Raw genomic sequence first — 26,782 nt, forward strand, 5'->3', positions numbered from 1 at the left:
AACCCGAGGTAGCGCTCCATCAATAGATAGGGGCGCTCCAGGGCTTTTTGCGACCACCAAAGCGTGGCGCCGAGGGCCACGCACACGGCGACTAAAAGGAGGGTGTTGAGATTGGTCAGCAGCTTCAAACGCATCAAGGGACTACCAACGGCGAAATGGTAAGTGCCTGAAGTTATTGCGTTTCTGTTACAGGGTTATGACTGAATGGGTCGATTCCGATGAAAAAGTGGCACTTTGCTTTGATGTCCGTGCGGCTTGTACACGGTTGCGTCCGGCATGCTTGGCACGGTACAGCGCCTCGTCCGCCTGGCTGGCCATCATCAGGCCGTCGGAGTCTTCGCACAGCTCGACCACCCCGGCGCTGAACGTGCACCAGAGGTCCTGGGGCTGAGCGGGGTAATGGATTTCGGCGAAGCGCTGACGGATTTCGTCGAGGACTTTATAGGCCGCTTCGATATCGGTGTCCGGCATGACGATGGCAAATTCTTCGCCGCCGTAACGGCCGATGAAATCGGTCTTGCGCAATCGTTGCTTGAGGAACAGCGCCAGGCTCTTGATCACACGGTCGCCCATGGGGTGGCCGTGGCTGTCGTTGACCCGTTTGAAGTGGTCGATGTCGAGCATCGCGAAGCTCAGCGGCTTGCTCTCGCGGCGGGCGCGGAAGCTGCAGTCTTCGAGCAATTGCAGGATGTGCGTGTGGTTGTACAGCCCGGTGAGGCTGTCGCGGACCATCCGCGCTTTCAGATTGCGCGCCCGCGCCGCGCGGTTGCGCACGGTGGTGATCAGGTGCCGGGGCTTGATCGGTTTGGTCAGGAAGTCGTCGCCGCCCTCACTCATGGCGTCGAGCTGCTTGTCCAGATCGTCTTCGGCCGACAGGTAAATGATCGGCACGCTGACATAGCGGTCATTGTGACGGATCACTTTGGCCAGTTCCGTACCGGTGCAGGCCGGCATGTACATGTCGAGAATGATCAGGTCGGGCTGGAAATCCGCCAGTTCGGCCATGGCCTGGATCGGCTCGATCAAGGTGCGCGTGACGATCCCGGCGCTGTTGAGCAGGCGCTCGGTGTGCAAGGCCTGGGCGCGGGAATCGTCGATGATCAGCACTTTATAAGGTTCGTACTGCGCGACGCAGGTCAGGACTTCGATTTTCTCCAACAGGCTCGAGGCTTCGAGGGTGCCGGTGAGAAATTCCTGGCCGCCGGCACGCACCGCGGCGAGGCGGGTCGGGGTGTCGGTTTCGAGCAGGCTGAAAAACAGCAACGGCAACGGTTCATCCAGGCCGACCTGGGCTTCGGCGGCCAGTTTCAGGCCGACGCCGGGGCCGCTGAAGTCCACGTCCATGACAATCGCGGCAGGCAAACGCTCGACCATCGAGGAGCGAAACGCCGACACGCTGTCGAGGGACTGGGCGCTGAGGCCGAAAAATTCCAGTTGTTTGGCCAGTCGCTCGGCACGGTCGTGATCCTGCAGTATCACGTAGATCGGCTTGCGCAACGGCGGCAGGAAGGTTTGTTCGAGCTGATCGCCATGGCGCAGGCCGGTACGCGACAGGCGCTGCATCAAGCGATTGAGGTCAGTGATCAGGCCGCTGCTGAGGCGTCCGCGATTGGCGTCGACAGCCTCCAGCGACTGGCCGATGTGGCGTGCCAGCTGCGTGTGTTCCGGTTGTTCGAAGCGCTCGGCGAAACGCAGCAGGCGCAGGTTGGCTTCACTCAGTTCCGATAAGTCGGTGGTGGACCACTCACTGCGTTGCAGGCGCTGCCAGATCTCAAGAATTTGACGTGCCTGATGAATTACCCGCTGGGCAAAGTGGTGCTTGAGGCGCTCACGGCTGGGGTCTTCTGGCTCGGTCATATCCTGACTACTAGTTAGGGTGCATGCTGAGATCGACTGGTGGCTCTATGCTAGCACCTCTTTTCAGTCGCATGAGTGTCGTATGTCAATAATCTGCAATGCGACGTCATTCAGTTTCTGACTGGCGGGTCTGAAAATGTGTGTCGGTGATCTGACATTACCCATGATCAGGGCCTCTCCTGCCTGTTTTCGCGAATCGTCTGTCATCCCGGCGAGCGTTACTTGTCGGGGAGTTCTGATTTTTCGCCGGCAGACTTGAACCGGATTTTCGGCTGGTAGGGTGTCAGGGAAACCCTTAGATGCCATCGGCCCATCATGACCCAGTGTTTCAAAGAACATCCCAGCGACGAGCAGCGCCTGAATCACAACAGCACGCCCGTTGCTGATTGTGAATGCGAAGAGGTGGAGCTTTATGGCAGCAAAACCCTTGTCACCGATGTGCCGATTCTTACGTGCGCATGCCTGTGGCGGCATTACCAACGCGCGGCGGAAGAAATCGTCGCTCCCGGCGGAGTCCTGATCGCCGATCCAGTGGAGCGCAATCGTGCGATCAATGCCGCGTACGCCCGGCTATGGCTGCATGATCCGAGGTTTCAGTGGGCCGGGCTGGCGGCGTTTGCCTCCAAGCAGGTTGGCTGCGGACTGCTTCATGCGGCGGACAGTATCGATCTCATTCGCGATGAGCATGAGTCGCGGGAGCGTATGCGTGATAGCCGCCGAGAGCATGGTTTGCTGACGCCTGACAGGATGGCCGGGCAGGCGCAAGAGTTGCGTGACTATAAGGAAGCGGATGCGCGCAATCCGGTGCCCTCTTTGGATTTTCGTTCAGCGAGTGAGGATTTGTCGCTGGTGCAACAACAGTTCCGGCATGTGCACGACATGATGGCGCTGGGGAATACCACGCTGTTTCTGGATGTTTTTCCGTTGCATGAGTTTTATGCGAAGCGTGGGTTCAGAGAGTTGAAAAAGTGTTTGGGAGCACGGGCGGGAATATTTGGGCATCCGAAGTTTCCGGTGCTGTGGCCGGTGGGAAAGGAGAAGCTGGAATTCGGGCTGGATTACACCGAGATTTTTCTGGGTTTTGAGGCGATAGAGGATGGAGACATTGCCGGTAGCGTTGAGCATTTGGCTTGGCATGAGCAACAGAATATTCTCCAGCCAACTATTTACAAGGATCGGCAGTTGGTCAGCTTACTGCGTGCCAACCACGCATCCTACGTCACTGGGTTTCCTTCAGGCGTTGCCCAGGCGATTGAGTTGACCCTCACCAGTCAATGTGAGCGCGTCGAGGACGAGCGCACCATTGGTTTCAGCAATAACCCGCTGGCGGACTTGTCGGATATCCAGCAGCGAATGCCTTTCGTACTTCGCGCTGCAGCACGCTTTGATCAGATGCTTGACGACACAAACCGAAGTGTACTTGGGCAGTCGATCATCGAGATTGCGTCTGGGCAGGTAATCCCATGAGTCTGCGGCCAGGTATCGACCGCTGGCGGCTTGGGGCGGGTTGGCTGTTTCTGGCTGTCCTGCTATGGATGGCTACGAATCAGTTATTCGAGTCTCTATCGCAAGAGCCGGTCATCGCATTGGAAATGGGCGGTACCTACGAAACCTTGCGCAAACATTCTTCAGTTCCCTTCAGTCCGATGGTCCCCGGGCACGTCTGGATGGGCCTTCCCAAGACAGATGCGCGCCTTCGATTCATCGATCCGCAGTACGAATTCGTCACACCGAGAGCGCGCTTTTTCACTGTTGTATTTGACGACAATATCGTTAGCAGCATCCGCATGTCCCCGCAGATCGAGCCACTACTGATCGATGATGCCCTCAAGGTAGTTCTCGACCTGCAAGACCAATGGCGCGAAAAAGGCTGGGTGGCAAAGGGGCTACGAAACAATCCCACGATCGCGGATACCCATGAGTGGCGGGCTTACTTGAGTAGAGGAATTCTTTCCGGGCGATCCTATTGGCAGGCGGGCGACAAGTATCAGGCCATGCTGATACTGGGACGCTTCGAGGATTATCGAAATCCGAGTCAGGAACGCTACCTCATCACCTTGGACCTCGGTAAAGCCTGGAGGCCCTTCGACGAAATCGAAGACATGTACGACGAACCCAGTCACTTCCCAGCCCCACAACCCAAATAAAAAAGGAGCCCCACCATGCCAACCCCCGCCTTCATGACCCTTCGCGGCGAACACCAAGGCCTGATCAGCGCTGGTGCATTTACTGAGGCGTCGGTGGGCAACATTTATCAAAAGGGGCGTGAGGACCAAATCATGATCCAGGCCCTGAGCCACGGGATCTTCGTACCGAAAGGGTCGGGCGCAGGTCGTCGGATGCACAAGCCCTTGATCGTCACCAAGGCCATCGACAAAGCGACACCGCTGATCAACAACGCTTTATGTTCTGGAGAATTGCTAAAAATATGCCGCGTCGAGTGGTATCGCACTTCGGCTCAGGGAATCCAGGAGCATTTCTACACGATGGAACTGGAAGACGCGGTGATCATCGGCGCTGAAGTGCTCATGCCGCATTGCCAGGATCCCGACACCGCTCACATCACTCAACTGGAGAAGGTCCATTTCAGTTACCGGCGAATTTGTTGGAGGCATGAAATCAGCCGAACCATGGGCTCCGACGAGTGGAACACCGAGGTGCAGGGATGAGGTTGGTCGATCACATTCATCTGTCCGAACGGGAGCGCCAACATGCCTGGTCCAGCGAGCAAGCGGTGGACCTTGTGCGACAGACATTGCTTGATCGGCAGCCCATCGAAGGCTTGAATGAACTGCGTGCCAGCCTGCTGATCGATCTCGACAGCGAGGTGCTTGACCAGATTGAACGGGGAGATTGGCGATTGGTCAGGCCTGAAGCCGACTACGCTGACTGGAAAATGCCCGATCGCACCTTTGATCCAAAAATGATCGAGCTGATGCAATATCCGCCCGTCCAGCCCACAAGATCCCCAAGAATCTTTCGGCTCGTAGACAGTGTTATGGGTGAGCCGCTGGCACAGCGTCACTACCGCGTGACGGTGGATGGGGACACCTCTCCACGCAGAACCGACGGCAAGGGTATCGCGCATCTCTTTACATCAACTGAGGTGCGGCAAATTTCAATGACGCTGATTGGCGTTTAACCCGGGCAGGGCGACTGAGTTTATGCGCACACGGTGATCAAAAATTCCGGAGTTAATTTATCGGGATAACCCGACGACGGGTGCCGGGCAAAGGCACGTTGTTGTATGGTTGTGGTCGAACCGATGAACTCAAGTGATTGAAAGGATATCGCCATGCTGGACTGGAAGAACCGCGCGGGCAGCGCGCCTGAACGTGCCGCTGAACCGAAATCGGCTACCCGCAGTTACATCGGTGGCCTTTTGTTCAGTCGGGCGCTGGCCACGCTGATCGGCCTCTATCTGATTGTGGCCTTTGTGCTTGGCTGGTACTGGAGCCAGGAGCCGGCGCTGTTCCCGGTACAACAGAATGCTCAAGTGGCGGCCGAGAAAGAAGGCAAGCAAATGGTCATCGGCTACACCACGGTCGAAACGCTCAAGACCGTCGCCGGTACCTTGCTGACCAAACCGGGCGGCTATATCTCCAACGACCGTTTCCCGCCGGGCCTGTGGATGGACAACACGCCGAGCTGGGAATATGGCGTGCTGGTCCAGGTCCGTGATCTGACGCGGGCGTTGCGCAAAGACTTCGCCCGTTCGCAGTCGCAATCGGCCGAAGACGCCGATCTGGCGAAAGCCGAGCCGCGTTTCAACTTCGACAATAAAAGCTGGGTGCTGCCCTCCAGCGAGTCCGAGTATCAGGAAGGCATCAATTCCCTGAGCCGCTATCAGGCGCGCTTGTCCGACCCATTGCAGAAAAACGCTCTGTTTTATGCCCGCGCCGACAACCTGAACAACTGGCTGGGCGATGTGGGCACCCGTTTGGGTTCGCTGTCGCAACGCCTGTCGGCCAGCGTTGGCCGGGTCAAACTGAACACCGCGCTGAAGACCGAAGTGGTCGCGCCGGGTCAGGTGCCACAGGTTGACGAGGAAATCGTCGAAACCCCGTGGATGCAGATCGACAACGTGTTCTATGAAGCTCGGGGTCAGGCCTGGGCCTTGTCCCACTTGCTGCGTGCCATCGAAGTCGACTTCGCCGATGTGCTGGCGAAGAAGAACGCGACCGTCAGCGTGCGCCAGATCATTCGTGAGCTGGAAGCGTCGCAGGAACCGGTCTGGAGCCCGATGATCCTCAACGGTAGCGGCTTCGGCGTACTGGCCAACCACTCGCTGGTCATGGCCAATTACATTTCCCGGGCCAACGCCGCAGTGATCGATTTGCGTCAACTGCTCAATCAGGGCTGAGTCATGGTCGATAACGCCAGAGAGGCCGCCCACCGCGCGGCTTCGGATGCCGAACAGATCGCCTGGGTCGACGAGCAGGACAACCTGCTCGGCGCACTGGTCCGCTCGGACCTGCGCGAGCGCGGGCTGATCGGGCGCGGCACCTACATCATGCTGTTCAATTCGGCTGGCGAGCTCTGTGTTCACCGGCGCACTCTGAGCAAAGCGATTTATCCCGGGTATTGGGACGTAGCGGCGGGGGGCATGGTGCTCGCCAGCGAAACCTACGCCGAATCGGCCGCCCGCGAGCTTGAAGAAGAGTTGGGCGTGAGCGGGGTGGAACTCACTGCCCATGATCATTTTTTCTTCGAAGACACCGGCAATCGTTTGTGGTGTTCGGCGTTTTCGGCGGTGTGGGACGGGCCGTTGACCCTGCAACCGGAAGAGGTGCTCGAAGCGCGCTTTTTGCCAATCGATGAAGTGCTTCGGGAAATCGACGAAAAGCCTTACTGCCCGGACTCTCTGGCTGCGTTGAAGCGCTATCTCCGGGCTCGTGGCGGGGACGTCGCAAAAGAGGCATAAATTGGCGCCGATTGGCTCTTAGCAAGTCGGCTTTTTGCCGTTACACTGCGCGACCTTTTCAAGCTGAACCGGTATTGCTGTTTCTGTAGGAGCGAGCCTGCTCGCGATGAACTCAAAGGCGACGCGTTCGTTCTGGATGCCCGCGTTATCGTTGACGTCCATCGCGAGCAGGCTCGCTCCTACAAGGGTTTTACCGGTTCAGTAGCGCTGCCCCTGCCTGAGTGGGGCTTCGCGGTCGATGGCACCTGCCCAGGTTGCCGCGACCAGTCTTTGTCCTCCCAAGAGGATTGCCGGTGGCCAAAAAAGCCGCATCCTTCGCCGCCCTTGGTGGCCTGGTATTTTCCACCGACGCAGGTCGTCATTGCCCGGATTGCAGTAAGCCGGTGGACGCCTGTATCTGCAAACAGACCGTTATCCCGGCCGGCGACGGCATCGCTCGCGTGCGTCGCGAAAGCAAGGGCCGTGGCGGCAAGACGGTGACCACCATCACCGGCGTGCCGTTGGCTGAAGACGCGCTCAAGGACCTGGCCACCACGCTGAAGAAACGCTGTGGCACCGGTGGGGCGTTGAAAGACGGAATCATTGAGATCCAGGGCGATCATGTCGAGCTGCTGTTGGGCGAGCTGATCAAACTCGGTTTCAAGGCAAAGAAGTCCGGCGGCTAGCAGCCTCTGTGAAAACCACCCTCGGCTTGACCCGGTCCCGGTTTCCTTCTGGTCTGGTGTCGTCTACATGGTTTTCACAGAGCCTGTTCTGACCGGTTTCTAAACTCACTGCGGTCAGCGAGGTCTATCCCCTCGTTGACGAACCGTCATTTTCATCCTTTAGACTGCGCCGGCCTGAACCCAGGCGACGCTCTATGACTTCTTTATAGGGGACTTCAATGTCCGTACGACGCACACGCAAAGACGATGGCAGCCAATGGACAGTTGCGGACAGCCGCAGTGTTTACGGGATTCGCCATTGGGGGGCCGGGTATTTCGCGATCAATGACGCCGGTCGCGTCGAGGTTCGTCCGAACGGTCCGGCCAGTTCGCCTATCGACCTGTTCGAGCAAGTCGACCAGCTGCGTAAAAGCGGCTTGTCCTTGCCGCTGCTGGTGCGTTTCCCGGACATTCTGCAAGACCGCGTGCGTCAGCTGACCGGTGCCTTCGATGCCAACATCGAGCGCCTGGAATACCAGAGCAAGTACACCGCGCTGTACCCGATCAAGGTAAACCAGCAAGAAGCGGTGATCGAAAACATCATCGCCACGCAGAACGTGTCCATCGGCCTGGAAGCCGGCTCCAAGCCTGAGTTGCTGGCCGTGCTGGCACTGGCGCCGAAGGGCGGCACCATCGTGTGCAACGGTTACAAGGACCGCGAGTTCATTCGACTGGCGCTGATGGGCCAGAAGCTTGGCCACAACGTGTTCATCGTGATCGAGAAAGAATCCGAAGTCGGCCTGGTGATCGAAGAAGCCGCCTCGCTGAAGGTCAAGCCGCAGGTCGGCTTGCGCGTGCGCCTGTCATCCCTGGCTTCGAGCAAGTGGGCGGACACCGGTGGCGAGAAATCCAAGTTCGGTCTGTCGGCGGCGCAACTGCTGTCGGTGGTCGAGCGTTTCCGCGCGGCGGGTCTGGACCAGGGCATTCGTCTGCTGCACTTCCACATGGGCTCGCAGATCGCCAACCTGGCGGACTACCAGCACGGTTTCAAAGAAGCGATTCGTTACTACGGCGAACTGCGCAACCTCGGCCTGCCGGTTGACCACATCGACGTCGGTGGCGGACTAGGCGTCGACTACGACGGCACGCACTCGCGTAACGCCAGCTCGATCAACTACGACATGGACGATTACGCCGGTGTCGTGGTCGGGATGCTCAAGGAGTTCTGCGACGCGCAGAGCCTGCCGCACCCGAACATTTTCTCCGAAAGCGGCCGTTCCCTGACTGCCCACCACGCGATGCTGGTGGTTCAGGTGACCGACGTCGAAAAACACAACGACGACGTGCCGAAGATCGACAACAAGGAAGAGCTGCCGGAAACCGTGCAGTGGCTGGTTGACCTGCTCGGCCCGACCGACATCGAAATGGTCACCGAAACCTACTGGCGCGCCACTCACTACATGAGCGACGTGGCCACCCAGTACGCCGACGGCAAGTTGACCCTGGCGCAAAAAGCCCTGGCCGAGCAATGCTACTTCGCCGTGTGCCGTCGCCTGCACAACTCGTTGAAGGCGCGTCAGCGTTCCCACCGTCAGGTGCTCGACGAACTCAACGACAAGCTGGCCGACAAGTACATCTGCAACTTCTCGGTATTCCAGAGCCTGCCGGACACCTGGGCCATCGGCCAGGTCCTGCCGATCCTGCCGCTGCACCGTCTCGACGAAGAGCCGCTGCGCCGCGCGGTGCTGCAAGACCTGACCTGCGACTCCGACGGCAAGATCAAGCAATACGTCGACGAGCAGAGCATCGAGACCAGCCTGCCGGTGCACGCACTGAATGAGGGTGAAGACTACCTGCTGGGGATCTTCCTGGTCGGCGCCTACCAGGAAATTCTTGGCGACATGCACAACCTGTTCGGTGACACCGACTCGGTGAACATTTACCAGAATGCCGACGGCAGCGTGTACCACGCGGGTATCGAAACCCACGACACCATCGAAGACATGCTGCGTTACGTGCATTTGTCGCCGGAAGAGCTGATGACCCACTACCGCGACAAGTGCGCCAGTGCGCGCATCACCGCGGCCGAGCGCACCCAGTTCCTCGACGCCTTGCGTCTGGGGCTGACCCGTTCGTCTTACCTGTCTTCCTGAGGTAAGTCGCCGTTCTCGCCAGGTTGTCTGAAAATGTTCCGCACGCTGCGGAAATTTCAGATGACCTGGTGCGGCGGTTCTCTGTTTTCAAGCGAAACGTCCCACACTCCCGGCTATCAAAGCCATATGGTCTTCTTTTCGCGTAGGCCATTTCCTAAGTTGTACTTCGGCACTCTACTCGGCCATGTCTCTCGGCGAGAATCCCCGGCCGCCCCTCCTGTAGAGAATCGCCGATGTTCGATCCAGTCAACGAACCTTCATTTCGTCTGGATGTAGCCGGTCTGCCCGACCCTTTCGAAGTCCTGGCCTTTACCGGTAGAGAAGCGATCAGCGAGCCCTTTGTGTTCGATGTGGATCTGCTGATCAATGACCCGATGCTGGACCTTGCGAGCCTGCTGTACCGTCCGGCCGTTTTGCATTTCGGGCCAGAGGGCAGCACTTTCCATGGCCAACTGCATGAACTGGTCCAGCGTGACTATGGCCCGAGCGTCAGGCTTTGCCACGTGCGTCTGGGGCCGAAGCTTACGTGCCTGTCCCAGCGTTTCAGCCAGCGGATTTTCAGCGCGTTGTCGGTGCCCGAGATCCTTAGCCAGGTGCTCAAGGAACACGGCATTACCGGCAGGGACCGGCGCTTCGAATTGACTGGCGATTACCCGCCCCGTGATTTCTGCACGCAGTATCGGGAATCGGATCTGCATTTTCTCCAGCGTCTGTGTGCTCAGGAACGCCTTCACTACCATTTCGAGCATCAGAGCGATGGGCATTGCGTGGTGTTCGGTGACGGCCACGGGCATTTTCGTCTCGGCGAAAACGCGGTGTTCGCGGTCGGGCAAGCTTCTCCTGCGGTGCGCCGGTTTCAGCTTCAGGCAGAGCAACGCACCGCGCAAAGTGCCGAAGGTTGCACGGACCTGCCGACGCTGCGCAGCGGTCAGTTGATGCCCTTGTCTGGCCATCCGGTCGCCGATTGGAATCATTTGTGGTTGCTGACCCATGTCGACCATCAGGGCAGTCAGGATCCATTGGCCCCGTACAGCAACCAGATCCGTGCGATTCATTGGGAGTTGCCTTTCGTCTCGCCGCATTGCGCGATGAAACCACGGATGCACAGCCTGCAACGAGCCTGGGTGGTCGACGTCGATGAGCTGCGGCCCGATCCCTCCAGACCGATTGCCGTGCAGTTTGACTGGCTCTATCAGGGTGAAGGCGCGACGCCCAGTCATTGTTGGCTGCCGTTGGCGGCTGAACTGGAAGGGCCGACCGCCTCGCCGCTGAGCGAAGGGACCGAGGTGGTGGTGAGCTTTATCGAGGGCGATCCGGATCAGCCGTTGATTTGCGGGTTTCTTCACGCGCCGTCGTCGCTCGAAGAGGTTGAGGAGCCCAGCCCGCCTCAGGACGGATCACCCCATGACGGCTTGCTGGAACTCCTGCGCTCGGGCGAGCCCTTGGTGTTGTTGTGCCTGTTGCCCGGCGGCGGCAGCTTCAGTCACTGCCCGCAGGCGCTTTGCACCTGTCGGGCGGCGACGCTGTTTGGCCAGAGCGGTGCGGCATGATTGGCGCAACCCCGCAATGGCTGTTGCTGGATGTCCCGAGTGCAGCCCAAGCGAGCGCAGCACTGCATCAGGTGTTCGCGCAGGCCCAGTGGTTCTGGTTGTTCGAGGGCACCGAACTGCAGGCGCTGCGCGAAGACGGCCCGGTACTCATTGACCTTCGAACGTGCCCGGCACTGGCCGAGTTGTGCTACAGCCAAACGCAGGTCTGGCGTGGCTTGCTGATCGTCAGCGAGGTGTTGTCATCGCAGTTGCTGGAGCATTTGCGCCGCATGCTCATCGTCTCTTGCGGGCTGCACCATCGGGCCTTGTTGAGTTATTACAACCCGAACACGGCCAGTTACTTTTTCGATGCCTGTGATGCCCGGGAACTGAGTCGCTGGCTGGGTCCGATCAGCCAGTTGCACTGGTTCGGCGGGACCTGGGCCGATCGCGCGATCGGCAGCGAGGGCTGGCAGCAGTTGCTCAACCCGGGGCTCGCCGTCAGCCCGCTGGCGGTCGAAGAAAGCCTCAGTTCACGTCAGCGCGAAACCCTGCAAACCTGCTTGCTGGAGCAGCATGCCTGGCACTGGAGCCAATCCATCGGGGCCGATTTCAGCCGCCTGTGGTCCCATGTGCAGGAAGGGCTGGCGCTGGGTTTCAGCGAGCGGCCGGTGCTTGATGGCTGGTTATGGCTGCGCCTGCAGAACCCCCGAGCTTCGCTGGTGCAGCCGTTGTCGGGGCTTACGCAGCAGGAGCGTCTTGATAGCCTGCGCAAATGCTGGCAGAACAATCAGCCTCAATGAACCCGGCCCGCGAACCAGCCATCGTTGTTGCGCAGCACCCAGGCGATTGCGCCGAGGGTCATGCTGCGCAACACCATGAACAACAGGAAAGTTATCCACAGCCCGTGGTTGCCCAAACCTTGCAGCGCCCAGGCGAATGGCAGCAGCAGGATCACGGTCAACAGCATGCCGTTGCGCATCTCCCGGGCGCGGGTTGCGCCGATAAACAGCCCGTCGAGCAAATAGCTCCAGACCGCGATCAACGGCAGGGCGGCGAGATAGGGCAGGTAGATGAACGCCGTGTCGCGTACGTTCTGAATGTCGGTCTGCATCTCGATGAACAAGTGCCCGGCAAACAGGAACAGCACGGCAAACCCCAGGCTCGCCAACAGCGACCATCCGCAAGCGACGACCAATGAGCGACGCAGGGCGTCCCGGTCGCGGGCGCCAATCGCGTGCCCGCACAGCGCTTCCACGGCATGGGCCAACCCGTCGAGCGCGTGGGCCGTCAGCAGCAAACCATTGAGCAGCAAAGCGTTGGCGGCGACCGTGGCGTCACCCAGCCGCGCACCTTGTACGGTGATCAGGAAAAACACCGATTGCAGCAACAGGCTGCGGATGAAGATGTCGCGATTGACGGCCAGGAGCGGTCGCCAACTCTGCCACAGCGCCAACGCGGCCCAGGCGATGTGACCGGGGTAGGCGCGCAGTGCCTTGCGGGTCATCAGTAGGCCGATCAGCGCGCCGGTCCATTCGGCGATCACCGAGGCCCGGGCCGCACCGACCACGCCCCACTCCAGTCCGAGGACGAACCACAGGTTCAGCGCAATGTTGACCAGGTTGGTGCTCAGTAAAATCGCCAGCGGCGCCCGGGCGTTTTGCGTGCCGAGGAACCAGCCGACCAACGCGTAACTGGCCAGCGCCGCAGGCAGACCGAACAATCGAGTGTGGAAGAATTCGCGGGTCAGTTGATCCAGTTCCGCCGAAGGCTGCATGAAGTGCAGCGCGACACCGCTCAACGGAATGCCCAGCGCACCCAAGGCAATGGCCAGCCCCATGGCCAGCAACAGGCCTTGCAACAGGATCTGCCGCAACGCCGCGCCATCCCCGCGTCCGGCGGCCTGGGCGGCAAACCCGGTGGAACCCATGCGCAGAAAGCCCATGGCCCAGGCGAGAAACGTGTACAGACTGGCCCCGACCGCGACGGCGCCCAACTGATGGGCGTGGGGCAAGTGACCGATCACCGTACTGTCGACCAGCGCCACCAGCGGCACGGAAATGTTCGAGAGAATCATGGGCGCGGCGAGCGCCCAGACCCGGCGATGGGTCGGGCGGTCGCGCCAGTCGACAATCAGGTTGGACATGCAGGCTCCTTGGGGAGCGGGCATTGTAGCGATACATCCGGCATCTGCGCCGATCCATTGTGGGAGCGAGCCTGCTCGCGAATGCGGCGGGTCAGTAAACATTTTTATCGCCTGACACACCGCCTTCGCGAGCAGGCTCGCTCCCACAGGGAACTGAGTTGTTAATGAATTATCCAGCTAAGCAACCACAACCCCAGCAGCAACCAGATGATCCCCATGATGATCGACGCATTCATGAACGCCCGGATCGCCGACCACAACAGCATCAGCCCCAGGATCAGCGCGATGATGCTGATGATCGACGTGTCCATGCCCAGCGCGCGGGACAACCCTTCGACGAAATTACTGCCGGCGTTGCTCAACTGATTGAACAGGCCGCTGAGGGCGTCAACGATAAAGCGGATGACCGAGCCGAGCGCCTGGCCGAGCCATTCGAAAAAACTGTCTACCTGCATGTCGTTAACGTCCTGATGTAAGTGGTTGAGCCTTGGGCCATTGATCGCATTGGGGAGTTCCCCACAAGCATAGTGGCTGCATCTTACCTGTGGGAGTGAGCCTGCTCGCGATAGCGGACTGGAATTCAACATTGATGTTGGCTGACAAACTGCTATCGCGAGCAGGCTCACTCCCACAATAAATCTACCCACTTGCCATCCCCGGCCATCCCCCCGAAGCTATACGCCTTCAGGAGAGCCCGATGAACCTTGTTGAACTGACCGAACGCCTGCACGCCATCCGTGACCGCAATGACTGGCGGCAATTTCACAGCCCGAAAAACCTGGCCATGGCCGCGAGTGTGGAAATGTCCGAGCTGGTGGAGATCTTCCAGTGGCTGACCGAAGACCAGTCGCGCCAGTTGCCGGCGGACAAACTCGCCCATGCAGGGCAGGAAGTCGGCGACATCGTGCTCTATCTACTGCTGCTGTGCAGCGAGTTGGGGTTGGACATGAATGAAGTGGTGCGCAGCAAACTCGCGGACAGTGAACGGAGGTTCAGCTGATGAGCGACCGTCATTTCGATCAACTGGCGACCCGCTTCGCCGAAAAGATTTACGGCGGCGCCAAAGGTGCGATCCGTCTGGCGGTGCTTCAGGCCGACCTGGCGGAAACCCTGCCGGACCGCCCCTTGCGCGTGCTCGATATCGGCGCCGGCCTGGGCCACATGTCATTGTGGCTGGCCCAGCGCGGGCATGACGTGACACTGGCCGAACCTGCCGAACCCATGCTTGAAGGGGCTCGCCAGCGCTTTGCCGATGCAGGCCAGACGGCCACTTTTATTCAGGCGCCGTGGCAGGACCTGCTCGGTCAGCTCACCGAACCCTACGACCTGGTGCTGTGCCATGCGGTACTGGAATGGCTGGCCGAACCCCACGCGATTCTGCCGGTGCTGCATCAGTTGACGAAGCAGGGCGGCTGGTTGTCCCTGGCGTTTTACAACCGCGATGCACTGATCTACCGCAACCTGCTCAAGGGCCACTTCCGCAAAATGCGCAAGAACGACATGGCCGGCGAAAAGCAGAGCCTGACGCCGCAACAGCCCCTTGATCCGCGTGAATTGGCGGTGCAACTTGAAGGTTTGTGGCAGGTCGAAACCCAGAGCGGGGTTCGGGTTTTTCACGACTACATGCCAGTGGAATTTCAGGCTCGCGCCGAACTGGTGGACTTACTCGAAATGGAGCTGGCCCACCGGCGTCACCCAAGTTTTGCCGGGCTTGGGCGCTACCTGCACTGGATCTGTCGGCCGGTCTGATCGGAGCGCGAAATGAAGCGTCGTACCGGGTTATTGGTGATCTGTCTGGGATTGGCTGCCTGCCAGGGCAGCAACCCTTATGTGGCGACATCCAACCCTTTACCGCCGGCACCGCCCGAGGCCGCCAACACGTTCGACCGCAGCGCCTATCCGGCCCCGCCACGTGACTACGGCCGCTACCGCAGTTGGGCCTGGCTCAATGGGCAACTGCCGCCGGGTTCGGCGTGGGCGGACTCGGCGCAAGTCGCCGAAGCCGTGAGCAACGCCCTCGATCAGCGCGGCTTGCGCCCGCTGCACGACAATCGCCCGGCGGACCTGTTCGTCAGCGCCAATCTGCATCTGGAAACCCGCTTGCGGCAGGTTCAGGACGACTACGGTTACTACGGCGGCGGGTATGGCGGCTACAACCGCTACGGCAGCGGTTATGGCATGTACAACACGGTGCCGATCGTTCGCACCTATTCGGAACAGGTCGTGGTGGTGCAGGTGGACATGTTCGATGCTCAAAGCGGCCAACCCGTCTGGAGTTCGAGCGCCGAAACCAGCAACAAAGGCAGCCAGAGTGCACGCGCCGATGCCATTCGGGAGGCTGTGGAAAAGGCTATGTCGGCGTATCCTCCTGGTTAGCTTCTGTAAAAAAGAAGCGTTTCACAGGTTCATGTCTTCAATCGGAGAATCATCATGTTCCGCCGTCTCGTTTTACTGGCAGTGGCCGCGCTCCTGACAGCCTGCGCCGCCAACCAGGTCAATCATGACTTCGACGCCAGCCGCGATTTTGCCGCCTATCGCAGTTGGAGCTGGAAAGACCCTGCCCTGCAATATCGCCCCGATGACCCACGGATCAAGAGCGACCTGACCGAACAGCGCATCCGCCAATCGGTGGCCGATCAGCTGGACCAGCGCGGCCTGCGCCCGGCCGCTGCGGGCAAAATGGGCGATGTGAGCGTGCAAACCTACCTGATCGTCGAAGACCGTCAGCAACAAGTGACCACCAACTACGGCGGCGCTTGGGGTAACCCGTGGAATGGCTACTGGGGTGGGCCGATGTACAACGAAACCCGCAACATCAGCTACAAAGTGGCGATCATCCAGATCGACCTGCTCGACGGCAAGGACGGCAAACTGGTGTGGCGCGGCAGTGACGAACAAATCCTCAGTCGCACGCCGAACCCGACGGACCGCAGCACAGCGATACGTGAGACGGTCGGGCGGATCCTCGCCAATTACCCTCCCAAATAAACCTGTAGGAGCCGGCTTGCCGGCGATGGCGATGCCAAATTCAACATAGATGTTGAGTGTTGACCCGCCATCGCCGGCAAGCCGGCTCCTACAGGGGTTTTGTTGTCTGGGCTGGCGGTTGTCAGCCAGAAAGACAAAGCCTATTCGGTGATCCGATCGTCCACTGCAATCGGCAATTCGATACAGAACCGAGCGCCCTCGGCCGAGTTGCTCGCACGCAGTGTTCCACCCATGTTCTCGATGATGCCAACGCTCACCGACAACCCCAGCCCCGTACCCACACCCACCGGTTTAGTGGTGAAAAACGGTTCGAAAATCCGCTCCAGCAACTGCGGATCGATACCGCCACCGTTGTCCTCGACCCACAGTCGCACTGAATGTTCGTCACGTTCGGTGTGCAGCGAAATCCACGGCTTGAAATCCCCATCCGTTTCGCATTTGCTCAGCAATGCATCCCGCGCGTTGACCATCAGGTTAATCAGCACCTGTTCCAGCTGATCGACATTGCCACGCACCTGAACCTGGAAACCGGTCTCGCTGACCCTGAGCTCGACGCCTTTGCCTCGCAACTCCTCGGCCAGCAGCGACAGCGTGCCCCCGATGGCGTCAACCGGATTGAAGGGATGCTGCTCGGCCTCCGAGCGGCGGCCGAACACCCGCATGTGATCCACCACCCGCGCCGCACGCTGGACCTGGGCATCGATGCGGTTGAGTTTGTCGATCAGGTAGTCGACCTGCACATCACCGTTGTTCAAGTGCTTGAGCACGTTGACGATGGCCAGACGCATCACGTTCAGTGGCTGGCTGATTTCATGCGCCAGGCCCGTGGCCATTTCGCCAAGGGTGGCCATTTTCGCGCTCTGGGCCGTCGCGGCGTCCTGCCGCTGGTTTTTGATGTCGCTGATGTCGAGCATGAAACCCACCAGCCGCCGGTCTTTGCCGACGCCCATGGCTTGGCCTTGCAGGCGATACCAGGTCGGCGTGTCGGGGTGATGCAGGCGCACGCAGAGCAATAAAGGTGTGCCGTCGTCCTGCAAGTCTTGCAGGCGACTGCGCAGCGCTTTGCGGTCGGCAGGGTGGACCTGCTCGAGCCAGGCGTGCAGGGGCATGCGTGTGCTGATCAGGTTCAGTGTGTTGGCCAGCGACGACGCCAATTGCACCTCGGCGCTGTCGCTGAAGATTTCCCACCATCCGCTGCCGAGCAAGGCTTGCAGCGATTCCAGTCGCTCCAGTTGCAGATGGTGCTGATGCTCGCGCAATCGCTCCAGCAATGGCCCGGCGAGCGCGGCGGCGAGCTGCAACCAGTCGCGTTCTCCGACGTCGGGTGCACGTTGTTGCACCGGGTAAAAACCACAGAGCAACCACGCGACCACGCCTTGGGCATCGTGGTAAGGCACCGCGAACCCTTCGGCATTACCGAAGAGGCTGTGCAGGCGCGGGTGCTCGCCGAGGGTCAAATGCTGCGGGGCGGAGCCGTTCAAACTGTCGAGCCCGGTGCCCAGGCGTTGACCGTTTTGCCACAGCCGGGGCGCATCAAAGGCCGCGTAATGTTGGTGGATCTGCCAGCCATCTTCCTGTTCATCCAGCAATGCCACGGCCATGCACGGGATTTGAAAACGCCGCGCCAGATGTTGCAGTTGTTCCAGCAGTACGTCGGGCAGACGCGCCAGGCTGCACAGGCGCAACTGGTCGCCGATCTGTGTCGCGAGCAACTGACAGAGTTCGCGGCTGCGCGCTTGCCGGCGTTCGTACAACAAATCGCCGATGTCCAGTAATTGCAGCAGCCAGGCATCGGCCAACGGCTGCACCCAGCCGCGCAGGTGCAGGGGCTGCCCGCTGAGGCTGTAAAAGTCCAGATCCAGACTTTGTCCTTGCCAGTCGGCCGGTGTGCCTTGGACGGCGAGGCTGCTGTGCGGCATGAGGTAATCGTGTAGAAGCGGCGCCTGCGCGGCGGGGTGCTGCTGGGCCAGACCATGGCGCAGCGGGCCCGCCAGATGAATGACCCGGCCTTCGGCATCCAGGCGCATCTGTAAGCCGACACCTGGCATGCTCAGGGCGCTGGGGATTTCCGGTGGCGGCGGATGACGGTTGAGCAAGCGCCCGAACAGCTTGTCCCCGGAACTCAAAATTGCACGCTCGAACGGGCGATGGCGTCGGTGGCGGCATCGAAATACAGCGCGGCGGGAATCCTGTCCAGTTGCCGGCTCCGATCCGTGGTGGCTACGGCACTTTTTTGCTTGCGGGGGAGGTTCGTTTTCATGAGTGCGTCTACCCTGACTATCACTATGTAATGTCAGCATAGAATCATTCAGCCAAAACGTTCGTTTTTTGCCGGATGCAGAGCTTTGTCCTGCTGATCTGGTTGATGCGAACGATCAGGCAACCGGTCGCCAATGTCCGACCATATGCTCCAGATCCCCGGCACCCAGCAGCTGAAAATCTCCACTGGACCCCGCCGCACTGGCGAGCAGTGTCACCTCGCCGGGCAGGCGTACCGGTTTGCGAAACTGCACGGCAATCTCGACGTTCGCCGTGGGCAAATGATCGGTAAGCGCAGCCAGCGTTCGCGCCTTGTTCCATAACCCATGGGCAATGGCCGTCGGGAAGCCGAACAGTTTGGCGCTCACCGCACTCAGGTGAATCGGGTTGTAGTCGCCGGACACTTTGGCGTATTGCCGACCGATGTCCGCCGGCGCTTTCCAGCGGGTGACTTCACTCAAAGGCAACGCCGGGGTCAGCACCTCCTCGACCGGTTCGCCTTCGAGTTTGACCCCGCGACAGAGCATCCGGCTTTCAGCCTCCCACAACGGCCCCAACTGATCATCGAGCGTGGTCAGCAGCTCGAACGTCGCGCCTTTCGCATGGGGTTGCAGATTCTGCACCTGCACGCTGATGCGCGCGCGGTTCACGCCGCCCATGGGTCGCAAGACGCGAATGCGGTTGCTCAGGTGAATCAGCCCCAGCAGCGGAAACGGAAAATCCCTGGCGGTCAGCAGTTGCATCTGCAGCGCGAACGCCAGGATGTGTGGATAAGTCGGCGGCAACAAACCGTTGTCGGCAAACCCGCAGACGTTGCGATAGGCCGCCAGGCGTTTCGGGTCAACATCGACCCAGCAACGCAAACCCGAATCGGGCAGCGTGGTGCCGGTGATCTTGCGGCGCGTAGCGGCCTGCACATACAACCCTGGCAGGCTCGGTTCGCGGTTGAGTGTGTGCCAATCGGTGATCATCGCTAAGCCCCCAAGACACTTTGTCCACAGACCCGCAGCGCTTGTCCGGTGAACGCGCCGGTGCCAGGTTGCGCCAGCCAGGCCACCGCTTCGGCAACGTCCTGCGGCAGGCCGCCCTGGCCCAGCGAACTCATGCGCCGGCCGGCCTCACGCAAGCCAAAGGGAATGTGTGCGGTCATCTGTGTTTCGATGAATCCTGGTGCCACCGCGTTGATGCTGATGCCCCGTTCGTTGAGCCGCGGCGCCCAGGCTTGGGCCAGACCGATCAAACCCGCCTTGCTCGCCGCGTAATTGGTTTGCCCGCGATTGCCGGCGATGCCGCTGATGGACGCCAGCAGAATCACCCGGCCGTTATCGTGCAAGGTGCCGCTGTCGAGCAGGGCCTTGGTCAGCACTTGCGGTGCATTGAGATTGACCGCGAGCACCGCGTCCCAGAATTCCGGAGTCATGTTGGCCAGGGTTTTATCGCGGGTGATGCCGGCGTTGTGCACCACGATATCGACGCCATCAGGCAATTGCTCGATCAACTGCGTGGCGGCGTCTTCGGCGCAGATGTCCAGGGTGATGCTGCGTCCGCCGAGGCGTGCGGCGAGGGCGTCGAGATCGGTTTTCGCCGGCGGCACGTCGAGCAGGATCACGTCGGCGCCGTCACGGGCCAGGGTTTCGGCAATCGATGCACCGATGCCCCGCGCCGCGCCGGTGACCAGCGCCTTGCGCCCCGACAACGGACGCGTCCAGTCCGTCACTGGCGTGGCGCAGGGGTTCAGGTGAATCACCTGCCCGGAGACGAACGCACTTTTGGGCGAAAGGAAAAACCGCAGCGGGCCTTCCAGTTGATCCTCGGCGCCTTCGCCGACGTGGATCAGTTGCAAGGTGCCGCCGCTGCGCAGTTCCTTGGCCAGCGAACGACTGAAGCCTTCCAGGGCCCTCTGGGCGCTGGCGGCAAACGGATCGCTCAACGTCTGCGGCGCGCGCCCGAGAATGACCAGGTGCGCACAGTGATCGAGGTTTTTCATCAGTGGCTGAAAGAACTCGCGCAGTTGCTTGAGCTGATCGGTTTGCACCAGATGACTGGCGTCGAACACCACCGCCTTGAGTTTCGGGCCGTGGCCGGGAATCCACGCGGTGGCGATCGAAGGTTCGCTGCCGTAGCTGTAAATCGCATCGGTCAGGCGGTTGGCGAAGGCGCTAACTTTTTCCGCCAGCGGCCCGCCGCCAATCAGCAGCGCCCCCTCGACAGGCCGTAGCCGGCCCGCTTGCCAGCGTTCCAGCCGAACCGGCGACGGCAGCCCCAAGGCCCCGACCAGACGATGGCCGATGGATGAATTGGCGAAGTCGATATAGCGGTCAGACATGGAACGCGCTCCAGCAGCTGGGGTTCAAAGTGTGGACCACGAATGGCAATCAGTCGTTCGATCCACGAGATAAGGCCTACGCTTGGACATTGCAGATTGGTTTTATCCCGGGATTTTGTAGCGATGCAATCCCTGTAGGAGCCGGCAAGCTGGCTCCTACAGGGGGGGCGCGCATTTGGATTTTCATCAGGAGCTTTTTATGACTCAGCTGCGCCGCGTCGCGATCATCGGCGGTAACCGGATTCCCTTCGCACGCTCCAACGGGCCGTACGCCACCGCGAGTAACCAGGTGATGCTCACCGCCGCACTTGAAGGCCTGATCGAGCGTTTCAACCTGCACGGTTTGCGCATGGGCGAAGTGGCGGCGGGCGCGGTGCTCAAGCATTCCCGGGACTTCAACCTGACCCGCGAATGCGTGCTCGGCTCGCGGCTGTCGCCGACCACGCCGGCCTATGACATTCAGCAAGCGTGCGGCACCGGTCTGGAAGCGGCGTTGCTGGTGGCGAATAAAATCGCTCTGGGCCAGATCGAGTGCGGCATTGCAGGCGGCGTCGATACCACGTCCGACGCGCCCATCGGCATCAATGAAGGCCTGCGCAAAATCCTCCTGCAAGCCAATCGCGCCAAGACCACTGCCGACAAACTGAAAACCTTTTTGCAGCTGCGACCGGGTCATCTCGTCCCGGAATTTCCGCGCAACGGCGAACCCCGCACCGGCTTGTCGATGGGCGAACACTGCGAACTGATGGCGCAGACCTGGAACATTGCGCGCGCCGAGCAGGATCAACTGGCGTTGGAAAGTCATCAGAAAATGGCGGCCTCCTACACCGAAGGCTGGCACAACGACCTGATGACGCCGTTCCTCGGCCTGACCCGCGACAACAACCTGCGCCCGGACCTGACCCTGGAAAAACTCGCGTCGCTGAAACCGGCGTTCGAGAAAAGCGCCAAAGGCACGCTGACCGCCGGCAACTCGACACCGCTCACCGACGGCGCGTCGCTGGTGCTGCTGGGCAGTGAAGAATGGGCGAAGGAACGCGGCTTGCCGATCCTTGCGTATTTGCGCGATGGCGAGGCGGCGGCGGTGGATTTCGTCAACGGTGCCGAAGGGCTGTTGATGGCGCCGGTGTACGCGGTGCCGCGTTTGCTGGCGCGCAATGGCCTGACCTTGCAGGACTTCGATTACTACGAAATCCACGAAGCCTTCGCCGCACAAGTGCTCTGCACCTTGAAGGCCTGGGAAGATCCTGAGTACTGCAAAACCCGCCTCAACCTCGACGCACCACTGGGCTCCATCGATCGCAGCCGGCTCAACGTCAAAGGCAGTTCACTGGCGGCGGGGCATCCGTTTGCAGCGACGGGCGGGCGCATTGTCGCCAATCTGGCCAAGCTGCTCGACGCAGCAGGCAAGGGCCGGGGGCTGATCTCGATTTGTGCGGCGGGCGGGCAGGGCGTCACCGCAATCATCGAACGCTGAAGATTTAACAGAATGAAACCGGGAACCTGTAGGAGCGAGACCGGGGATCACCGATATTGAATAGATGAGTGACTTGCCCTAACGTCGGCCTCACAAGCCACCTAGCGACACAAGGCCAGTCAATGCCGACTAACGGACAACAATCCCTCGAACGGACCATCCCGGCCCTGACCGTGTTGCCGCGTCCGTTGTACGCACGTGCCGAAAGCCTCAACGCCGGTTCATGGACGCCGTCTCACCGCCACGACTGGGTGCAATTCTCCTACGCCATCAGCGGGGTCCTCGGTGTGCACACCGCCGAGGGCAGTTTTTTTGCGCCGCCGCAGTGGGGGATCTGGATTCCGGCAGATCTCGAACATCAGGTCGTGACCTCGATGCGCGCCGAAATGCGCAGCCTTTACGTGCGTCGCGAGGATTGCCAATGGGCGAACGGCCGCTGCCGGGTGTTGGAAGTGACGCCGCTGGCCCGGGAGTTGATCAAGAGTTTTTGTGCGCTGCCGGTGGAATATCCACAGGGCGACAGCCCGGAGGCGCGGCTGGTGAATGTGCTGCTGGATCAACTGGCGAATTTGCCGGAGGTCGGTTTCTCGCTGCCCCTGCCGCGCCATGAACGCTTGCTGGGCTTGTGCAACGAATTGATCGAAAACCCGGAACACAACGTGACCCTGCAGGAATGGGCGCAACGATTGGGTACGTCGGAGAAGACCTTGATGCGCTTGTTCCAGCGTGAAACGGGGTTGAGTTTTCGTGGCTGGCGGCAACGGGTGCGGCTGCTGTCATCGTTGAGTTTGCTGGAGGAGGGGGACAGCGTGACGAATGCGGCGTTGGCGTGCGGGTATGACTCGACGTCGGCGTTTATTGCGGCGTTCAAGGGGTTGTTCGGGTTTACGCCGGGAGAGTTGTTCAGACAGTGATGGCCTCTTCGCGGGCAAGCCTCGCTCCTACAGGGTTTTGCGCTGTTTTTGTAGGAGCGAGGCTTGCCCGCGAATGGCCGCGAAGCGGCCACCGAGGTTCTGGATCAGGTACGGAAACGGCGAACCAGCCCATCCAGCTCATTCGACAACCCGGCCAGGCTCTGCGAATCCAACCGCGCCGAGTTCGCCAGTTCTGCCACCAACTGCGCATCGCCATGAATCTGGCTGATGTGCCGATTGATGTCTTCGGCCACCTGATGCTGTTGTTCAGCCGCTGTGGCGATCTGGGTGTTCATGTCGCGGATCACGTCCACCGATTCACGGATCTGCCCGAAGCTGCTGCGCGCTTCACCGATGCGAGTCACCGACTGCTGCGACACTTCCAGGCTCGCATGCATCTGCTGAGTCACCTGGCTGGTGCGCTTGGCGAGGTTGCCAAGCAGGCCGTCGATTTCCGCCGTGGAGTCGGCGGTGCGCTTGGCCAAGGCCCGCACTTCGTCCGCCACTACCGCAAAACCGCGACCTTGTTCACCGGCCCGTGCGGCCTCGATGGCGGCGTTCAGCGCCAGCAGGTTGGTCTGTTCGGCGATTGAACGAATGGTCCCGAGAATCGACTGAATGTCGTTGCTGTCACGCTCAAGTTGTTGCATCGACTGCGCCGACTGTTCGATTTCCTGGCTCAGGCGATCAACGCTGGTCACGGCGGCATCAATCTGTTGCTGACCTTCGCGTGCCTGGCGCTGGCCACTGTCGGCCGACTCGGCCGCCTGGCTGCACGAGCGCGCAACTTCGTTGGCGGTGGCGACCATTTCGTGGAACGCGGTCGATACCATGTCCACGGCTTCACGCTGACGTCCGGCCGCTTCGGCCATGTCGCTGGAGACCTGGGTCGAGCTCTTGGAGGTGGCGAGGATTTTGGTCGCGGCGCCGCCGATGCTTTGAATCAGGTTGCGAATCGCCGCCAGGAACTGGTTGAACCAGTTGGCCAGTTGCGCGGTTTCGTCGCTGCCACGGATTTGCAGGTTCTTGGTCAGGTCGCCTTCACCTTGGGCAATGCCTTCCAGGCCATCGGCCACACTGCGGATCGGACGCACGATGACGCTGGCGAAACTGGCGCCGACGACGGCGAAGACCACGGCCAGTACGGCGGCGATGATTGCGATCAACCAGGTCAGTTGGGTCGCGGTGCTCATCACATCGCTCTGCTTGATCAGGCCGATGAAGGTCCAGCCCAGTTGCTCGGAAGGCCAGACGTTGGCCATGTAGCGCTCGCCATTGAGCTCGACTTCGACCAGGCCTTTGCCGGCCTTGGCCAGTTGCGCATAACCTTCGCCGAGGCTGCCCAGTGCCTTGAAGTTGTGTTCCGGTTGTTTCGGATCGACCAGTACGGTGCCGGAGTTTTCCAGCAGCATCAGGTAGCCGGTTTCGCCGAGCTTGATCTGTTTAACCAGTTCGGTGAGCTGTTTGAGCGACACGTCGATGCTGACCACGCCACCGTTGGTGCCCAGCTTGTTGTCGATGGTGCGTACGGTGCTGACGTAGGACGTATCATTTTCGGCCCAGTAATAGGCCTCGGTACGGAACGGCTTGCCCGGTTTGGCCTGGGCCGCCTTGTACCACGGACGCTGGCGCGGGTCGTAGTTGGCCAGCTTGGCATCGTCCGGCCACGACACGTAACCGCCGGCCGCAGTGCCGAGGATCGCGTAGGCGTAGGACGGATGGGCGTTGCCCAGGTCCTGCAGGAAGCCGAAGACTTTTTTGTCCGCCTCGCCTTGGGGAACGCTGGCGGCGTCGGCCTTCATGTAGGTCTTGAGGCTGTCGTCGGAGTTTGTGATCAGCGGTTGCTTGGCCAGGTATTCGACGTTCTGGCTGATGCCGTCGAAAAACAGTTGCATGGCATTGCTGACCTGACGGATTTCACGACCGCTGTTGTCGACGAACTCGTCCTTGGCATCACTGCGCAAGTTCAACACAACGAGGGTGGCGACCAGCACCACGGGCAGGCAGGCGATGATTGCAAACGCCCACGTCAACTTCTGTTTGATGTTCATCCGCGCTCCAGATTTTCTTGTAGGCCCACGCAGTGCAGATGACTCGCGGAATTATTGGCAGCCGTAAACGTTTTGTTGAACCCGATCCCTTGGGCACGCCATCGTTTTCTGTCGGAACGATCGTCGGACAATTCACTTTGTTACAGATGACTTCGGCTGCTAAAGGAGGAAATTGAGGGCTGTTGAAAAAAATCTTGCGAACGGTAGGGACCGGTATGTCGGATTCTGTCGCCAATCCCCTCGCATCCCTTCTCCAACAAGTGCTGCCGGCTCGGCTATGATCCTTGGCGGTCGATGAGCATCGGCGGGTTTGCCGGGTTTTTTCGGCACATTGTGTGCATCCGCAACGTTCATAGGTCGGTAACCCCTCCCCCGAATGAGTGGATTGCCGTATAACGAATGACTTTCGCGTGTTTGGTAATAAAGGACCCACAATAAAAGCTGATGAAGACTCCAAAACGCATTGAACCCCTGATCGAGGACGGTCTGGTCGACGAGGTGCTGCGCCCACTCATGAGTGGTAAAGAAGCAGCTGTTTATGTGGTGCGCTGCGGCAACGAGTTGCGTTGCGCGAAGGTCTACAAGGAGGCGAATAAACGCAGTTTCCGCCAGGCGTCCGAGTACCAGGAAGGTCGCAAGGTACGCAACAGCCGTCAGGCTCGGGCGATGGCCAAGGGCTCCAAGTTCGGCAAGAAAGAAACCGAAGATGCCTGGCAGAACGCCGAAGTAGCGGCGCTGTTCCGTCTGGCCGGTGCGGGTGTGCGGGTTCCTCAGCCTTACGACTTCCTTGAAGGTGTGCTGCTGATGGAGCTGGTGGCCGACGAGTACGGCGATGCCGCCCCGCGTCTGAACGACGTGGTGCTGGAGCCGGACCAGGCGCGCGAATATCACGCGTTCCTGATCTCGCAGATCGTGCTGATGTTGTGTACCGGCCTGGTGCACGGTGACCTGTCCGAGTTCAACGTACTGTTGACGCCGACCGGCCCGGTCATCATCGACCTGCCGCAAGCGGTCGATGCGGCGGGCAACAACCACGCGTTCAGCATGCTGGAGCGCGACGTGGGCAACATGGCGTCCTACTTCGGGCGGTTTGCCCCGGAGTTGAAAAAGACCAAATACGCCAAGGAAATGTGGGCCCTGTACGAAGCCGGCACCTTGCACCCGGCCAGTGTCTTGACCGGCGAGTTCGACGAACCGGAAGAGTTGGCCGACGTCGGCGGGATCATGCGCGAAATCGAGGCGGCACGCCTGGATGAAGAACGCAAACAAGCGGTACGCGCAGCAGATGATGCGCCACCGAGCAAAACCGAAGAACCGCCTCCACCGTGGATGCAGTGAACGGTTGAAAAGAAACCCGGCTTCGGCCGGGTTTTTTGTAACACCACAATCCCTGTAGGAGCTGGCTTGCCAGCGATGAGGCCGGCACATTCAACATTGATGTTGAACATGAATCCGCCTCACTTGTAGGAGCCGGCTTGCTGCGGGCGGCGCTCCGACGATGGCGTCTTCAAGGC

25 protein-coding genes and 1 pseudogene are annotated in these 26,782 nt (G+C 60.4%); 17 read left to right on the forward strand and 9 right to left on the reverse strand.

The genetic code is table 11. From position 1 onward, the window contains the following. Window positions 1–186: 186 nt before the first annotated feature. Window positions 187–1,857 carry a diguanylate cyclase GcbA gene (gene gcbA / locus IB254_RS23855; RefSeq protein ID WP_192419757.1) on the reverse strand — a complete coding sequence of 557 codons (1,671 nt, stop codon included), beginning with the start codon at window positions 1,855–1,857 and terminating at the stop codon, window positions 187–189. Between the two features lie 315 nt (window positions 1,858–2,172). Between gcbA and IB254_RS23860 the strand changes: the two genes are divergently transcribed. From IB254_RS23860 to IB254_RS23905, 10 genes are all read left to right on the forward strand, one after another. Then, window positions 2,173–3,324 carry a DUF2515 family protein gene (locus IB254_RS23860; protein ID WP_192419760.1) on the forward strand — a complete coding sequence of 384 codons (1,152 nt, stop codon included), beginning with the start codon at window positions 2,173–2,175 and terminating at the stop codon, window positions 3,322–3,324. After that, complete coding sequence (locus IB254_RS23865; RefSeq protein ID WP_192419762.1) at window positions 3,321–4,004, forward strand: hypothetical protein; 684 nt, start codon at window positions 3,321–3,323, stop codon at window positions 4,002–4,004. The genes IB254_RS23860 and IB254_RS23865 overlap by 4 nt, the downstream gene beginning before the upstream one ends. 15 nt (window positions 4,005–4,019) lie before the next feature. Further along, window positions 4,020–4,526 carry an Hcp family type VI secretion system effector gene (locus IB254_RS23870; protein WP_192419764.1) on the forward strand — a complete coding sequence of 169 codons (507 nt, stop codon included), beginning with the start codon at window positions 4,020–4,022 and terminating at the stop codon, window positions 4,524–4,526. Further along, a complete protein-coding gene (locus tag IB254_RS23875; RefSeq protein ID WP_192419765.1) occupies window positions 4,523–4,999 on the forward strand; it encodes a hypothetical protein in 477 nt (158 codons plus the stop codon). Before IB254_RS23870 ends, IB254_RS23875 begins: the two co-directional genes overlap by 4 nt. A gap of 153 nt (window positions 5,000–5,152) precedes the next feature. Further along, on the forward strand, window positions 5,153–6,220 hold the full coding sequence (locus IB254_RS23880) for a DUF2333 family protein (protein ID WP_192419767.1): 1,068 nt from the start codon (window positions 5,153–5,155) through the stop codon (window positions 6,218–6,220). Between the two features lie 3 nt (window positions 6,221–6,223). Beyond that, the gene (locus IB254_RS23885; RefSeq protein ID WP_008031277.1) at window positions 6,224–6,781 is read left to right on the forward strand and encodes an NUDIX hydrolase; all 558 of its coding nucleotides are present in this window, start codon (window positions 6,224–6,226) and stop codon (window positions 6,779–6,781) included. A gap of 293 nt (window positions 6,782–7,074) precedes the next feature. Beyond that, complete coding sequence (locus IB254_RS23890; protein ID WP_008031278.1) at window positions 7,075–7,446, forward strand: translation initiation factor Sui1; 372 nt, start codon at window positions 7,075–7,077, stop codon at window positions 7,444–7,446. A 218-nt stretch (window positions 7,447–7,664) separates the two neighbouring features. Then, the gene (speA, locus tag IB254_RS23895) at window positions 7,665–9,578 is read left to right on the forward strand and encodes an arginine decarboxylase (RefSeq protein ID WP_192226980.1); all 1,914 of its coding nucleotides are present in this window, start codon (window positions 7,665–7,667) and stop codon (window positions 9,576–9,578) included. Window positions 9,579–9,811: 233 nt separating this feature from the next. Beyond that, on the forward strand, window positions 9,812–11,128 hold the full coding sequence (locus IB254_RS23900; protein WP_192419769.1) for a contractile injection system protein, VgrG/Pvc8 family: 1,317 nt from the start codon (window positions 9,812–9,814) through the stop codon (window positions 11,126–11,128). Then, window positions 11,125–11,910, forward strand: coding sequence for a DUF4123 domain-containing protein (locus tag IB254_RS23905; protein ID WP_192419770.1), 786 nt, complete (start codon window positions 11,125–11,127; stop codon window positions 11,908–11,910). Before IB254_RS23900 ends, IB254_RS23905 begins: the two co-directional genes overlap by 4 nt. On the opposite strand, the gene IB254_RS23910 is transcribed toward IB254_RS23905, so the two are convergent. Both IB254_RS23910 and IB254_RS23915 read right to left on the reverse strand, forming a co-directional pair. Continuing rightward, window positions 11,904–13,253, reverse strand: a complete 1,350-nt coding sequence (locus tag IB254_RS23910; protein ID WP_192419771.1) for an MATE family efflux transporter — start codon at window positions 13,251–13,253, stop codon at window positions 11,904–11,906. The genes IB254_RS23905 and IB254_RS23910 overlap by 7 nt on opposite strands. 161 nt (window positions 13,254–13,414) lie before the next feature. Next, window positions 13,415–13,708: a hypothetical protein gene (locus IB254_RS23915; protein WP_192419772.1), complete on the reverse strand. Its 294-nt coding sequence runs from the start codon at window positions 13,706–13,708 to the stop codon at window positions 13,415–13,417. A gap of 242 nt (window positions 13,709–13,950) precedes the next feature. Here IB254_RS23915 and IB254_RS23920 point away from each other — a divergent pair, with 242 nt between their 5' ends. The 4 genes from IB254_RS23920 to IB254_RS23935 are packed head-to-tail and all read left to right on the forward strand — an operon-like array spanning window position 13,951 to window position 16,241. Beyond that, the gene (locus tag IB254_RS23920) at window positions 13,951–14,253 is read left to right on the forward strand and encodes a MazG-like family protein (protein ID WP_007951009.1); all 303 of its coding nucleotides are present in this window, start codon (window positions 13,951–13,953) and stop codon (window positions 14,251–14,253) included. Next, window positions 14,253–15,002, forward strand: coding sequence for a methyltransferase domain-containing protein (locus tag IB254_RS23925; RefSeq protein WP_192419773.1), 750 nt, complete (start codon window positions 14,253–14,255; stop codon window positions 15,000–15,002). The genes IB254_RS23920 and IB254_RS23925 overlap by 1 nt, the downstream gene beginning before the upstream one ends. A gap of 12 nt (window positions 15,003–15,014) precedes the next feature. Beyond that, window positions 15,015–15,629: a DUF4136 domain-containing protein gene (locus IB254_RS23930; protein WP_192419774.1), complete on the forward strand. Its 615-nt coding sequence runs from the start codon at window positions 15,015–15,017 to the stop codon at window positions 15,627–15,629. A gap of 54 nt (window positions 15,630–15,683) precedes the next feature. After that, a complete protein-coding gene (locus tag IB254_RS23935; protein ID WP_192419775.1) occupies window positions 15,684–16,241 on the forward strand; it encodes a DUF4136 domain-containing protein in 558 nt (185 codons plus the stop codon). 140 nt (window positions 16,242–16,381) lie between these two features. Here IB254_RS23935 and IB254_RS23940 read toward each other — a convergent pair whose 3' ends face one another. The 4 genes from IB254_RS23940 to IB254_RS23955 all read right to left on the reverse strand — a co-directional run bounded on the left by IB254_RS23940 (window position 16,382) and on the right by IB254_RS23955 (window position 20,826). After that, window positions 16,382–18,367 (reverse strand): sensor histidine kinase, encoded by a 1,986-nt coding sequence (locus tag IB254_RS23940; protein ID WP_192419777.1) that lies wholly within the window; start codon window positions 18,365–18,367, stop codon window positions 16,382–16,384. Next, window positions 18,364–18,501 (reverse strand): hypothetical protein, encoded by a 138-nt coding sequence (locus IB254_RS23945; RefSeq protein ID WP_008031296.1) that lies wholly within the window; start codon window positions 18,499–18,501, stop codon window positions 18,364–18,366. Before IB254_RS23945 ends, IB254_RS23940 begins: the two co-directional genes overlap by 4 nt. Window positions 18,502–18,616: 115 nt before the next feature. After that, window positions 18,617–19,471 (reverse strand): MaoC family dehydratase, encoded by an 855-nt coding sequence (locus IB254_RS23950; RefSeq protein WP_192419779.1) that lies wholly within the window; start codon window positions 19,469–19,471, stop codon window positions 18,617–18,619. A gap of 2 nt (window positions 19,472–19,473) precedes the next feature. Beyond that, entirely contained in the window at window positions 19,474–20,826 is a 1,353-nt protein-coding gene (locus tag IB254_RS23955) for a 3-oxoacyl-ACP reductase (RefSeq protein WP_192419781.1), read from the reverse strand. A gap of 199 nt (window positions 20,827–21,025) precedes the next feature. On the opposite strand from IB254_RS23955, the gene IB254_RS23960 reads away from it, so the two are divergent. Further along, window positions 21,026–22,303 (forward strand): acetyl-CoA C-acetyltransferase, encoded by a 1,278-nt coding sequence (locus IB254_RS23960; protein WP_192419783.1) that lies wholly within the window; start codon window positions 21,026–21,028, stop codon window positions 22,301–22,303. Window positions 22,304–22,425: 122 nt separating this feature from the next. Beyond that, window positions 22,426–23,217, forward strand: coding sequence for an AraC family transcriptional regulator (locus IB254_RS23965; RefSeq protein ID WP_192419785.1), 792 nt, complete (start codon window positions 22,426–22,428; stop codon window positions 23,215–23,217). Between the two features lie 104 nt (window positions 23,218–23,321). Here IB254_RS23965 and IB254_RS29985 read toward each other — a convergent pair whose 3' ends face one another. Both IB254_RS29985 and IB254_RS29990 read right to left on the reverse strand, forming a co-directional pair. After that, on the reverse strand, window positions 23,322–24,089 hold the full coding sequence (locus tag IB254_RS29985; protein WP_390959830.1) for a methyl-accepting chemotaxis protein: 768 nt from the start codon (window positions 24,087–24,089) through the stop codon (window positions 23,322–23,324). A 90-nt stretch (window positions 24,090–24,179) separates the two neighbouring features. Then, window positions 24,180–25,268, reverse strand: a pseudogene (locus IB254_RS29990) (cache domain-containing protein); the annotation flags it as partial. 444 nt (window positions 25,269–25,712) lie between these two features. On the opposite strand from IB254_RS29990, the gene IB254_RS23975 reads away from it, so the two are divergent. Next, window positions 25,713–26,606, forward strand: a complete 894-nt coding sequence (locus IB254_RS23975) for a PA4780 family RIO1-like protein kinase (RefSeq protein WP_192419787.1) — start codon at window positions 25,713–25,715, stop codon at window positions 26,604–26,606. The last annotated feature ends 176 nt before the right edge of the window (window positions 26,607–26,782 follow it).

It is taken from the genome of Pseudomonas sp. PDM03, assembly GCF_014852385.1.
Taxonomy (GTDB): Bacteria; Pseudomonadota; Gammaproteobacteria; order Pseudomonadales; family Pseudomonadaceae; genus Aquipseudomonas; species Aquipseudomonas migulae.